Source organism: Nocardioides daeguensis (assembly GCF_019192965.1).
Taxonomy (GTDB): domain Bacteria; phylum Actinomycetota; class Actinomycetes; order Propionibacteriales; family Nocardioidaceae; genus Nocardioides; species Nocardioides daeguensis.
Map to the genome: position 1 here is coordinate 251497 of NZ_JAHTKU010000004.1, position 11931 is coordinate 263427.

Sequence of the window (11931 nt, forward strand, 5' to 3'; positions counted from 1 at the left end):
CCCAAGGGTATCGGCCGAGGGCCGGATCGCCCGCTTCGGCTCAGCTCCGTGGGATGCCGGTCACCTCGGCGACCGGGGGCAGGTCGAGGCTGCGCAGCACCTGGCGGGCGACCGCCCGGGTGTGGGCGTAGATCGTCACGGAGTACGGCGCCTCCTCGTCGGCGTACCAGACCGCGAGCTTCTCCTCCCAGCTCCGCCCCTCGGCCTTGGTCAGCTCGACCCACGCGGCGGTGAGGTCGTCGCCGAGCCCGGTGACCGGAGTCAGCACCTGGGCGCGGTAGTTGGCGTCCATCGCCTGCCAGGTCGTCCACTGCGTGTAGTGCACCGACGAGGCGTCGTCGTCGTGGCACCAGCGGGCGCGGACCCGGCCCGGCTTCGGGTCGGCGACCTCCGTGCAGCCGCCGGCGCCCGGGAAGGCGGCGACCAGAGCGTCGGGCACGAGACCGGCCCGGGCGACCACCTCGTCCCCCGTCGGCAGGTCGAGGGCATCGAGGGCGTCGAGCACCGCCCGCTCGCTGTCCGCGCAGACGGTGACCGAGTACGGCGCCGCGCGATCGGCGTACCAGACAGCGAGCTTGCGCTGGCAGTGGTTGCGGTCGGCCTCGGCCAGCTCCACCCAGGCTGCCTTCAGGTCAGGGCGGTAGGAGTGGTCCCGCTCGGTCCGGTCCCGGTAGTTGGCGTCCATCGCGTCCCAGGTGCGCCACTGGGCGTAGTACACCGACGCCGTGGCGTCGAGGCACCACCGCGCCTGCACCCGGGCCGACTTGGGATCGGGCACCACGTCGCAGCCGGCTGCACGGGGGAAGACCGCGAGCAGCGGGTCCGTCTCCGGCTCGGCGCCACCTGTCGGCCGGTCGCTCGCGCGCGACGCCGGGGCCGGGTCGGAGCGGGCGAGCAGCCACGTGACGCCGGCCGCTGCCAGGGCGAGGGCGAGGAGACCGGCCAGGAGCGCGGCCAGGAGCACGGTCCGGCGCGGCCGGCGAGAGGACGGCAGCGGTGGTGGCGGCGGGGCGAGCAGGGTGCGCTCGATCGGACCGAGCGGGACGGCGTCGAGCGCCGCGACCAGCTCGGCCGTCGTACGGAACCGGTCGGCGGGATCCTTCGCCATCGCGACGGAGAGCACCTCGTTGAGCGCCCGCTCCTCGCGCGTGGTTCCCGGCAGCTGGGGCACCGGCCCCTGCAGGTGGCCGAGCAGGACCTGCCCGGTCGCCCCTTCGTAGGGCGCCCGCGCGGTCAGCGTCGCCCAGAGCAGGCAGCCGAGGGCGTAGATGTCGGAGGCGATGCTGGCGTCGGCGCCCTGGTGCCGCTCGGGGGCCATGTAGCCGGGCGTGCCGATCGCGCCGGTGGTCGCGAGCTGTTCGAGGTCGGCGACCGCCGCGATGCCGAAGTCGCACAGGACCGGCCGCAGCCCGCCGTCCGGGCGGTGAGCGACGAGGACGTTGGACGGCTTGATGTCGCGGTGCAGGATCCCGACGTCGTGGGCCGCGCCGAGCCCGAGCGCCAGGTCCCGGACGATCGAGACGGCGTCGGCAGCCGGCAGCGCGCCCCGGTGGCGGAGCAGCTCGTTGAGGTCGCCGTCGCGCACCAGCTCGGTCGCGATGAACAGCGCGCCCTGCTCCTCGCCGGCGTCGAAGACCCGCACGACGTACGGCGAGTCCAGCCGGGCGAGCGCTTTCGCCTCCCGCAGGAACCGGGTCCGGTAGCCGGCGTCGTCGGCGAGGTGCGGCGCGAGCACCTTGAGCGCGACGGGGCGGTCCAGGTCGCGGTGGACGGCGGACAGCACGACGCCCATCCCGCCCCGCCCGAGGTAGCCGGTCACGTCGTACCGACCGAACGAATCACCCGGTTTCAGCGGCACTCCACCACCGTAGGGGAATTACAGATCTGTAGTTCATTCAGACCTCTGTTACTCCTGTGAATGTTGTGGTTATCGTGACTCGGCCTTTACCCACCAGACCCCTCTTCCCCTGGAGTCCGAGATGCCTTCCCGGCCCGTCTTCCCGTCCGTCCGCCCCCGGCGCCGCTTCCGCCTCCCGCTCGCGGGTACGGCGACCGGTGCCCTCGTGGTCCTGCTGGCCCTCGCGCTGCTGGGCGGACTCCGCCCCGCGTCCGCACCGGAGACGGCCGCCCCGGTCGACCTGGCCGCGAAGCGGACCAACCCGGTCACGCCGGGTGACTTCACGGGCTACGGCTTCGACCAGTGCGAGACCCAGTCGCAGGCCAAGATGGACGCCTGGCTGGCGCACTCGCCGTTCCGGGCGGTCGGCGTCTACATCTCCGGGGCGTCGCGGTTCTGCAGGACGCAGAAGAACCTGACGCCCACCTGGGTCTCGACCCAGCTCGCGAAGGGGTGGCGGATCCTGCCGATCACGCTCGGCCCGCAGTCGAGCTGTGTCGGCCGGTTCCCGCGCTACGGCGCCACCATCGACCCGACCATCATCAACGACGCCGCGAACGGGTACGCCGCCGCGCGCACCCAGGGCGCGGCGGAGGCCGACAGCGCGGTGGCCGCGGCGAGCGCCCTGGGCATCGTCCCGGGCAGCACGCTCTGGTACGACCTCGAGGGCTGGTCCAGCTACAAGGACGTGACCTGCCGCGAGTCCGCGCTGGCCTTCCTGAGCGGCTGGACCGCGCGCGCCCGCCAGCTCGGCTACGTGTCCGGGGTGTACTCCAGCGCCGGCTCCGGCATCCGGATCCTCGACGACGCCCGGCGCCAGGCGCGCACCGACGTCGTCCTGCCCGACCGGATCTGGATCGCCCGCTGGGACGGCGCGGCCAACACCTCGACGAGCTACATCGCCGAGGACGGCTGGCGCCCCGGCAACCGGATGAAGCAGTACCAGGGCGGGCACAACGAGACCTGGGGCGGCGTCACCATCAACATCGACCGCAACTGGCTCGAGCTCGGCAACACGGCGGCCGTGCGGTGCGGCGGCGTGAAGGTCGACCTGAGGACCTACAAGAAGGTCTCGCCGCGCAGCTCGAAGCCGCGCCAGGTGCGGGCCCTGAAGTGCCTGCTCCAGGAGGAGGGCTTCTACCCCGGCAAGATGACGGCGAAGTACAACAAGCGGCTGCGCACCGGCATCCGCTCCTGGCAGACCCACGCCGGGCAGAAGGTCAAGGACGCCTGGGGCAAGCGGAACTGGGACTCGCTGCTCGCCGCCCGGGCGCGCTGAGCGCGGCCCGAGGCCGGCGCGGTCGAGTCGGCACCGCACCCCATGCGTTCTGGTCGTCAGATCCCTGGATCCGCCACCAGAACGCATGGGGTGCGGCACGCCCCCGCCGCGAACGGCTCAGGCGAAGGCGCCCTCGACCAGCGAGGTGAAGAAGCCGAGCCCGTCGAGACCGCTGCCCGTCAGCTCCTCGACCGCGTGCTCGGGGTGCGGCATCAGGCCGACCACGTTGCCGCGCTCGTTGGTGACACCCGCGATGTCGTTGAGGGACCCGTTCGGGTTGACCTCGAGGTAGCGGGCCACGACCTGGCCCTCGCCCTCGATCCGGGCCAGGGTCTCGGTGTCGGCGACGAAGCCGCCCTCGCCGTTCTTGAGGACGACGCGGATCTCCTGGCCCTGGTCGTAGGCCGAGGTCCACGCGGTCCGGTTGTTCTCGATGCGCAGCAGCTGGTCACGGCACACGAACTTGCGGTGGTCGTTGCGGATCAGCGCGCCGGGCAGCAGGTGGGACTCGCAGAGGATCTGGAAGCCGTTGCAGATGCCGAGCACGGGCATGCCCGCCCTGGCGGCCTCGACGACCTTGCCCATCGCCGGGGCGAACCGGGAGATGGCGCCGCAGCGCAGGTAGTCGCCGTACGAGAAGCCGCCCGGCAAGATGACCGCGTCGACGCCCTTGAGGTCGGCGTCACCGTGCCAGAGGGCGACGGCCTCGTTGCCACCGATCCGGACCGCGCGCTGCGCGTCGACGTCGTCGAGGGAGCCGGGGAAGGTGACGACGCCGATCTTCACTGCTCGACGCTCACGGTGTAGTTCTCGATGACCGGGTTCGAGAGCAGCGTCTCCGCCATCTTCTCGACCTCGGCGAGGACGGCGTCGGTGACCTCGCCCTCGAGCTCGATCTCGAACCGCTTGCCCTGGCGGACGTCGGTCACGCCGGTGAAGCCCAGCCGGGGCAGTGCGCCCTGGACGGCCTTCCCCTGGGGGTCGAGGATCTCGGGCTTCGGCATGACAGCTACGACGACTCGGGCCACGGGCCGCAGTCTAGTGCCGTCCGGCGCGGGGACCGATTCGCGGTCGCCCCCGCGGACGCCGGCCCCAGGCTCGGCCCGAAGGCGCATCCGGAACTGGACGCGCCGGGCAGACTGGGCGCCATGAGCAACCCCACTCCCGGCGCGTTCTCGCGTTCCCTGCTGGCGCTCGACTTCCCCCAGTCGCTGGCGGTCTACGACGACTACCCCACCGCGCAGCGCACCGTGGACTTCCTCTCCGACGAGGGATTCCCGGTGCAGAACTGCATGATCGTCGGCACCGACCTCAAGCAGGTCGAGCGGATCACGGGCCGGCTCACCAGCGGCCGGGTCGCCGCGGGAGGTGCGATGAGCGGACTGTGGTTCGGCCTGTTCGTCGGCTTGCTGTTCAGCTTCTTCGGCACCGGCGACACGCTGCCGATCATCGTGTCGACCACCCTGATGGGCATCGCCTTCGGCGTGATCTTCGCGCTGGCCGGGTACGCCGTGACCCGCGGCCAGCGCGACTTCTCCTCGGTCAGCTCGGTCGTCGCGACCCGCTACGAGGTCCTCGTCGAGCACAAGGTGGCGACGCAGGCCCGCGAGCTCCTCGCCAAGCTGCCCGGCGCGCTGCCGAACCCGTTCGCCTGACGTTGACTCGTCACTTTCTCCGGTTGAGTCGTCACCGACTTTGCCTGAGTCGTGACGTTCTCGACCAGGCGGGTCGGAAAGTGACGACTCAACGAAAGTCTGCGACGACTCAACGGGAGTTTGTGACGACTCAACCCGATCAGGACAGCTCGCGCTTGAGGATCTTGCCGGTGGCGGTCATCGGGAGGGCGTCGACGACCTCCACGATGCGGGGGTACTTGTACGCCGCCATCTCCTCCTTGCTCCACGCGACGATCTCCTCCGGGGTGGCGCTGGCGCCCGGCTTGAGGATGACGAACGCCTTGATCTCCTCGCCGTGGCTCTCGTGCGGGACGCCGATGACGGCCGCCAGGGAGATCGCCGGGTGGGTGAGGAGGACCTCCTCGATCTCGCGCGGGTACACGTTGAAGCCGCCGCGGATGATCATGTCCTTGGAGCGGTCGACGATGTAGTACCAGCCGTCGGCGTCACGACGGCCGAGGTCGCCGGAGCGGAACCAGCCGTCGGCGCTGATCGCCTCCGCCGTGGCCTCGGGCCGCTTGTAGTAGCCCTTCATGACGTTGTGGCCCTTGATGGCGATCTCGCCGATGCCCTCGGGGTCCTTGACCTCGTCCCACGTCTCCGGCTCGAGCAGCTTCATCTCGACGCCGGGGATCGGCGTGCCGATGGAGCCGACCCGGACGGGTGAGCCCAGCCGCGAGAAGCTCGCGACCGGAGAGGTCTCGGAGAGGCCGTAGCCCTCGAGGATGACGACGCCGAAGCGCTCCTCGAACTGGTGGTGCACCTCGACCGGGAGGGCGGCGCCGCCGGCGACGGCGACGCGCAGGTTCTCGGCGAGGGTCTTGACGTCGACGGTCTCGTCGAGCGCGTTGAGCAGGCCCCAGTACATGGTCGGGACGCCGGCGAAGAAGGTCACCTTCTCCTTGAGCATCAGGGCGATCGCGGGCCCGGCCTCGAAGCGCGGCAGCATCACGACCGTGCCGCCGTACGCGAAGGCACCGTTCTGGATGACGGTCTGGCCGAACGAGTGGAACAGCGGCAGCACGCACAAGTAGGTGTCGGGCCGCGTCGGGTCGGCGCCGAACAGGTCCTCGCCGATGAGGGCGTTGGCGCGCATGTTGCGGTGCCGCAGCTCGGCGCCCTTGGGCTGCCCGGTGGTGCCGGACGTGTAGAGGATGACGGCGGTGTCGTCGTCGGACACCTCGACCGTGTCGAACGTCGGCGCCTGGCCGGCGAGGGCCTGACCGAGCGTCTCGGTGCCCTCGACGGGCGACGGCGCGGTCGGGTCGGCGGTGATGACGAAGAAGTGCTCGCAGCCCCCGTTGTCGCGGGCGGCCTGGAAGCCCTCGTGGGCCTCGGCACCGATGGGAAGCTCGGGGGTGCCCTGGAAGGCGAAGTAGGCCTTCGCGTCGGAGTCGCCGAGGTGGTAGGCGATCTCCCGGCCCTTGAGCAGCACGTTGAGCGGGACGACGCTCGCGCCGGCCTTGAGGATGCCGTAGTAGACGATCGTGAAGTAGGGCAGGTTGGGGCAGCTCAGCGCCACCTTGTCGCCCGGCTTGATGCCGCGCGAGACGAGCAGGTTGGCGACCTGGTTGGCCGCGCCGTTGACCTGCGGGTACGACAGCCGGGTGTCCCCGAACACGATGGCCGTGCGGTCGGGGTAGGACTGGGCACTGTTCTCGAGGAACGCGGCGAGGTTCGTCATGCCGCACAATTTACTGGGCCCTCGTGACCACGGTCACTGGTCACGGGACCAATCCCGCTCGCACGGTGTTGTGCCCGGGACCAGCAGGCTCGGACAGGGAGCAGCCACGGGCAGCGCCAGGTCACGAGCGCCGGTTGCCGCCTCGGCGCTCGGCGTCGAGTCCTGCCCGTTCAGACCTTCGACAGGTGGCTGTCATCGGGCGACTGAGCCTTCGCGACGTGGCGCACGGTGGCCGCGAGGAACGCCGCCAACGTCGTCGCCAGCTCCGGACCGGCCACGCCGTCCTCGTCGACGGGCGCGTCCGTCCAGTGCACGCAGGTTTCGGGGGCTCCGAGCACCTGGGCGCCGCAGTACCCGAGGCAGGCGCGCAGGTGGGCCTGGGCCACCGCAGTGCCTGCACCGTTGAGCCCGGCGCCCAGCAGCGCGACGGGCTTGCCGAACCAGGAGCTCTCGCCCCACGGCCGGGAACCGACGTCGATGGCGTTCTTGAGCACGGCCGGGATCGAACGGTTGTACTCAGGGGTGACGATGATGAGCCCGTCGGCCGCCTCGAGCTCCGCCTTGAACCGGCGTGCGCTGGCAGGGAACGCGGCGTCGTGATCGGGGTTGTACATCGGCAGGGCGTCGATCCGGATGTCGGCCAAGGTGACGCCCGACGGCGCCATGCGGTGGAGGGCACGGGCCAGCCGACGGTTGATCGATCGATGCGACAGGCTGCCGACGATGAGTCCGATGCGGAGAGGAGCGTGGTGCTGCGGCGTTGCGGTCATGTCCGCCATCGAACCGGGCACGCGCAGGCCTGAGAAGGCCTGCCACTGCACCTCAGCTATACGCTGGGCGTATGGACGACCCTGACAGCGGCTTGGAGGTGAAGGCGTTCCGGACCTTCCTCGCAGTCGTCGACCACGGGAGCTTCAGTGCGGCCGCGCGCGCACTGGGCACCACCCAGCCCACGGTGTCGCGGATCGTCGCGGGGGTCGAAGGGGCGCTGGGGGTCTCACTGGTGGTGCGGAGCACCCGGTCACTGGCCCTCACCGAGGCGGGGAGGACCTTCGCCTCGCAGGCCCGCCGGGTGCTCGACAACGTCGCCGTCGCACATCACCTCACCCGCCGAGCCGCTGCCCCGGAGCCGAGCCTCGTCGTGGCCGTGAAGGCCGACGGGGACGGAGGTCTGCTGCGCGAGGCCATCGCCACCTTCGAAACGACCGGGCATCGCGTCGAGCTGCTGTTGCGCGAGACGCGCCAGCTCGCGGAGGCGGTCCGGACCGGCGAAGCGGACGTGGGCCTGCTTGCCGGCCCTCCCGTGTCGTCGGAGCTCACCGACCTCGACACCGAGCTCGTGTTCGTCGAGCCGCGCGTGACCATGCTGCACGCCGGACACCGGCATGCGGGCAGGGAGCGGATCGGGCTCGAGGAGCTCGTCGAGGAACCGGTCGCCACGTGGCCGGACGCGGGCGAAGAGTTGGACCGCTTCTACCAGGGACTGGCTCCGGGCGATCCCGGCCGAATGACGACCGGACCCGCCGTCAGGGACCTCGCGGAGGTGCTGCGACTCGTCGAGATGGGTCGCGCGATCACCTTCCTCCCCGAGAGCGTCGCGCGTCGGTTCGAAGGGCGGGCCATCGCTGCGGTACCCACGGACGGCGTGGCACCCAGTGCGCTGCGCCTTGTATGGCGGCCATCGAGTCGCGATCTCGCCGTCGCCGCGTTCGTGCGGCACGTGCTCGACATCGCGGAGCAACACTCTGAGGGCCCGAGGCCCGTGGATGCACAGCGCTGACCGACCGGCCTCCGGCAGGGGGAAGCGCCCCCCACCAGCGGCCGCTCAGAACCTCTCGCCGGTGAGCCGCTCGTAGGCCTCGATGTAGCGGCTGCGGGTGCGCTCGACGACCTCGGGCGGCAGCGGGGGCGGGGCCTCTCCGGAGGAGCGGTCCCAGCCACTCTCGGGCGAGAGCGCCCAGTTGCGCACGATCTGCTTGTCGTACGACGGCTGCGCGCGGCCGGGCTGCCAGTCGTCGGCCGGCCAGTAGCGCGAGGAGTCGGGGGTGAGGACCTCGTCGGCGAGCACGATCGTGCCGTCGCCGCCGGGCGCGACACCGAACTCGAACTTGGTGTCGGCCAGGATGATCCCCTGCTCGCGTGCGATCTCCTCGGCGCGGCCGTAGACCCGCAGGGTCAGGTCGCGCAGCGCCGCGGCGGAGTCGGCGCCGACGGTGGCGACCACGGCGTCGTACGAGACGTTCTCGTCATGGTCGCCGAGCTCGGCCTTCGTGGCCGGGGTGAAGATCGGCTCGGGCAGGCGGCTGCCGTCTTCGAGGCCGGCGGGCAGCGCGATGCCGCAGACCTCGCCGGTGGCGCGGTAGTCGAGGAGGCCGGAGCCGGTGAGGTAGCCGCGGGCGACACACTCGACCGGGAACATGTCGAGGCGCTCACAGACCACGGCGCGACCGCGCACGGCGTCGAGGACGTCGGTGGAGATCACGTGGTTGGGGACCAGCGAGGCGAGCTGGTCGAACCACCACAACGACATCCGGGTGAGGATCTCGCCCTTGTCGGGGATGGTCGTCTCCAGCACGAAGTCGAAGATGGAGAGCCGGTCACTGGCGACCATCAGCAGCTTGCCGGTATGGGGGCCCTCGGTGATCTCGTAGAGGTCACGCACCTTGCCGGAGTGCAGGTGGCGGGCGCCGGGGAGCTCCGGGGCGGGCGGGATGTTCGCGAGCGTCACGGACGACAGCCTAGGGCTCCTCGCCGGCCGGGCAGGGGGTGCCCGTCGGCGCTCCGAGCACGGATGGCACAGTGACGCCATGACGGAGTCCGCGCAGCCGCTCATCGACAGCTCGACCTTCGCCCCCGGTCCGGTGGTGTGGGAGGACGAGATCTGGGTCCTCGCCCGGCACGACGCCGACGGCGTCCTCGGCCTGAGCCTGCTCCACCGCGAGCCCGAGGGTCTCGGCCAGCTCGACGACGAGCACGCCTCGCAGCTCGGCCGGATCGGCAACCGACTGGTCCGGATCATCGAGCACCTCCCCGAGTCCGGCACCGTGTCCCTGGGCCGGATCGCCGGCGAGCGGGTCTGCCTGACCTTCGAGGTCACCGGTGTGCCCGACGAGCGCCTCCACGACATCGCGGTCAAGCTCGCCAACTGGGGCGGAGAAGCCCGCGCCTGACCGGACGCGGCCCCGGCCCTAGGCTCGGGTCATGTCCGTCGTGAAGATCAACGCCATCCAGGTCCCGCCGAACGCCGGCCCCGAGCTGGAGAAGCGGTTCGCCGCCCGCGCCGGCGCGGTCGAGGGCTCCCCCGGCTTCCTCGGCTTCCAGCTGCTCCGGCCGACCGCCGGCGAGGACCGCTACTTCGTGGTCACCCACTGGGCCGACGAGGAGTCCTTCGCGGCCTGGCGCGACGGCGACGCCCGCGCCGCGCACGCGACTCCCGAGGGCGAGGCGCCCCGCAAGCCCGTCGCCACCGGCGCGAGCCTGCTGGAGTTCGAGGTCGTGCTGGACGTCAAGCCGGCCTGAGCACGAGCGCCGCGCGGCGCAGGTCCGCCGCCACGGCCGATCGGGCGCTCGCGGCGATCGCGCGTCCCAGCCCCAGGCCGTGGACGGCGAAGTCGGCGCTGACGACGCAGGTCGCCTCGCTGCCGGGGGCGAAGCGCAGCTCGAGGCGAGCGCGGAAGGGGCCGAACACGCCCTCCTCCGCCCAGCGGTACGGCGGCTCGGAGATCGTCGTGCGCATCCGCGGGCGCACGCCCGGGACCACGGTCACGTCGGTCCACGCGGCGCCCTCGCGTCGTACGTCGGCGACGGCACGCAGCGACGACTGCCACTGCGGCCGGTTCCGCGGGTCGGCAAGATAGGCGAAGGCCCGGTCCGCCGGGACCGGGAAGACGATCTCGACCGGCCTCACCGGACCGGCCTCAGAGGATCGCGCCCGGGTGGTACTCGGCGGCGCCGGGGTGCGCGGCGACGACGGCCGCGACCTGCCGGCAGACCTCCTGGGTCTGCGCGACCGCGGCACCGGTGAAGGTGATCGGCTCAGCGACCAGCGACTGCAGCTGCTCCTGGGTGAGGCCGAGGCGCTCGTCGGCGGCGAGCTTGGCGAAGACGTCGTTCTCGGCCTGGCCCTTCCGCATGGCGAGGGCGGTGCCGACGGCGGCCTCCTTGATCGCCTCGTGCGCGCTCTCCCGGCCCACGCCGTTGCGGACGGCGGCCATGAGGACCTTGGTGGTGGCGAGGTAGGGCAGGTAGCGGTCGAGCTCGCGCTGGATGACCGCCGGGAAGGCGCCGAACTCGTCGAGCACGGTGAGGAAGGTCTGGAACAGGCCGTCGACAGCGAAGAAGGCGTCGGGCAGCGCCACGCGTCGTACGACGGAGCAGGAGACGTCGCCCTCGTTCCACTGGTCGCCGGCGAGCTCGCCGACCATGGAGAGGTAGCCGCGGGTGACCACGGCGAGGCCGTTGACCCGCTCGCAGGAGCGGGTGTTCATCTTGTGGGGCATGGCGGAGGAGCCGACCTGGCCCTCCTTGAAGCCCTCGGTCACGATCTCGTTGCCGGCCATCAGGCGGATCGTGGTGGCGAGGTTGGAGGGCGCCGCGGTCAGCTGGACCAGCGCGGAGAGCACGTCGAAGTCGAGGGAGCGCGGGTAGACCTGCCCGACGCTGGTGAGGACCCGGTCGAAGCCCAGGTGCTTCGCGACCCGCCGCTCGAGGTCGGCGAGCTTGTCGGCGTCGCCACCGAGCAGGTCGAGCATGTCCTGGGCGGTGCCCATCGGGCCCTTGATGCCGCGCAGCGGGTAACGGCCGAGCAGGTCCTCGATCCGCTCGACGGCGATCATCAGCTCGTCGGCGACGGTCGCGAACCGCTTGCCGAGGGTGGTCGCCTGCGCGGCGACGTTGTGGCTGCGCCCGGCCATGACCGTGGCCTCGTGCTCGGCGGCGAGGCGGCCGAGCCGGGCGAGAGTGGCGACGGCGCGGTCGCGGAGCAGCTCGAGGGACTGCTTGACCTGCAGCTGCTCGACGTTCTCGGTCAGGTCGCGGCTGGTCATGCCCTTGTGGATGTGCTCGTGGCCGGCGAGCGCCGCGAACTCCTCGATCCGCGCCTTCACGTCGTGGCGGGTGACCCGCTCCCGGGCCGCGATGCTGGCCAGGTCGACCGCCTCAGCGCCCCGGTCGGCGACGTTCTCGTAGGCCTCGACCACGCCGTCGGGTACGTCGATCCCAAGGTCCTTCTGCGCCTTGAGGACGGCGATCCACAACTGCCGCTCGAGGACGATCTTGTGCTCGGGCGACCAGATCGCGGTCAGGTCGGCGGCGGCGTAGCGGGTGGCGAGGACGTTCGGCACGGTCACGGATGGTGATTCTCCCATGCCCGCCGCGACGCGAGGAACGAGCGTCG

Annotated in this window: 13 protein-coding genes; 5 read left to right on the top strand and 8 right to left on the bottom strand. The window is 71.5% G+C overall.

The genetic code is table 11. The features are described from left to right. Positions 1-40 precede the first annotated feature (40 nt). A complete protein-coding gene (locus tag KU893_RS04135) occupies positions 41-1858 on the bottom strand; it encodes a serine/threonine-protein kinase (protein ID WP_218233041.1) in 1818 nt (605 codons plus the stop codon). Positions 1859-1979: 121 nt separating this feature from the next. Here KU893_RS04135 and KU893_RS04140 point away from each other — a divergent pair, with 121 nt between their 5' ends. Further along, positions 1980-3176, top strand: coding sequence for a glycoside hydrolase domain-containing protein (locus KU893_RS04140; protein WP_218233042.1), 1197 nt, complete (start codon positions 1980-1982; stop codon positions 3174-3176). Between the two features lie 117 nt (positions 3177-3293). Here the strand turns inward: KU893_RS04140 and purQ are convergent, their stop codons facing one another. Together purQ and purS are read right to left on the bottom strand one after the other, a co-directional pair. After that, positions 3294-3962 (bottom strand): phosphoribosylformylglycinamidine synthase subunit PurQ, encoded by a 669-nt coding sequence (purQ, locus tag KU893_RS04145; RefSeq protein WP_218233043.1) that lies wholly within the window; start codon positions 3960-3962, stop codon positions 3294-3296. Further along, a complete protein-coding gene (gene purS, locus KU893_RS04150; RefSeq protein ID WP_215812860.1) occupies positions 3959-4204 on the bottom strand; it encodes a phosphoribosylformylglycinamidine synthase subunit PurS in 246 nt (81 codons plus the stop codon). Before purS ends, purQ begins: the two co-directional genes overlap by 4 nt. A gap of 120 nt (positions 4205-4324) precedes the next feature. Between purS and KU893_RS04155 the strand changes: the two genes are divergently transcribed. After that, positions 4325-4831: a YflT domain-containing protein gene (locus tag KU893_RS04155; protein WP_218233044.1), complete on the top strand. Its 507-nt coding sequence runs from the start codon at positions 4325-4327 to the stop codon at positions 4829-4831. A 139-nt stretch (positions 4832-4970) separates the two neighbouring features. On the opposite strand, the gene KU893_RS04160 is transcribed toward KU893_RS04155, so the two are convergent. Together KU893_RS04160 and KU893_RS04165 are read right to left on the bottom strand one after the other, a co-directional pair. Next, the gene (locus KU893_RS04160) at positions 4971-6536 is read right to left on the bottom strand and encodes a long-chain-fatty-acid--CoA ligase (RefSeq protein WP_218233045.1); all 1566 of its coding nucleotides are present in this window, start codon (positions 6534-6536) and stop codon (positions 4971-4973) included. A 170-nt stretch (positions 6537-6706) separates the two neighbouring features. After that, the gene (locus KU893_RS04165) at positions 6707-7357 is read right to left on the bottom strand and encodes an NADPH-dependent FMN reductase (protein ID WP_218233046.1); all 651 of its coding nucleotides are present in this window, start codon (positions 7355-7357) and stop codon (positions 6707-6709) included. A gap of 20 nt (positions 7358-7377) precedes the next feature. Between KU893_RS04165 and KU893_RS04170 the strand changes: the two genes are divergently transcribed. Next, a complete protein-coding gene (locus tag KU893_RS04170; RefSeq protein WP_218233047.1) occupies positions 7378-8316 on the top strand; it encodes a LysR family transcriptional regulator in 939 nt (312 codons plus the stop codon). 45 nt (positions 8317-8361) lie between these two features. Here the strand turns inward: KU893_RS04170 and KU893_RS04175 are convergent, their stop codons facing one another. Then, a complete protein-coding gene (locus tag KU893_RS04175) occupies positions 8362-9264 on the bottom strand; it encodes a phosphoribosylaminoimidazolesuccinocarboxamide synthase (RefSeq protein WP_257440854.1) in 903 nt (300 codons plus the stop codon). A gap of 79 nt (positions 9265-9343) precedes the next feature. Between KU893_RS04175 and KU893_RS04180 the strand changes: the two genes are divergently transcribed. Together KU893_RS04180 and KU893_RS04185 are read left to right on the top strand one after the other, a co-directional pair. Continuing rightward, complete coding sequence (locus tag KU893_RS04180; protein ID WP_218233049.1) at positions 9344-9706, top strand: hypothetical protein; 363 nt, start codon at positions 9344-9346, stop codon at positions 9704-9706. Between the two features lie 31 nt (positions 9707-9737). Continuing rightward, a complete protein-coding gene (locus KU893_RS04185; RefSeq protein ID WP_218233050.1) occupies positions 9738-10055 on the top strand; it encodes an antibiotic biosynthesis monooxygenase family protein in 318 nt (105 codons plus the stop codon). Here the strand turns inward: KU893_RS04185 and KU893_RS04190 are convergent. Together KU893_RS04190 and purB are read right to left on the bottom strand one after the other, a co-directional pair. Beyond that, positions 10042-10443 (bottom strand): SRPBCC family protein, encoded by a 402-nt coding sequence (locus KU893_RS04190; protein ID WP_218233051.1) that lies wholly within the window; start codon positions 10441-10443, stop codon positions 10042-10044. The two genes, KU893_RS04185 and KU893_RS04190, sit on opposite strands and share 14 nt — an antisense overlap. A 10-nt stretch (positions 10444-10453) precedes the next feature. Continuing rightward, positions 10454-11884 (bottom strand): adenylosuccinate lyase, encoded by a 1431-nt coding sequence (gene purB / locus KU893_RS04195; RefSeq protein WP_372449660.1) that lies wholly within the window; start codon positions 11882-11884, stop codon positions 10454-10456. Positions 11885-11931: the final 47 nt, after the last annotated feature.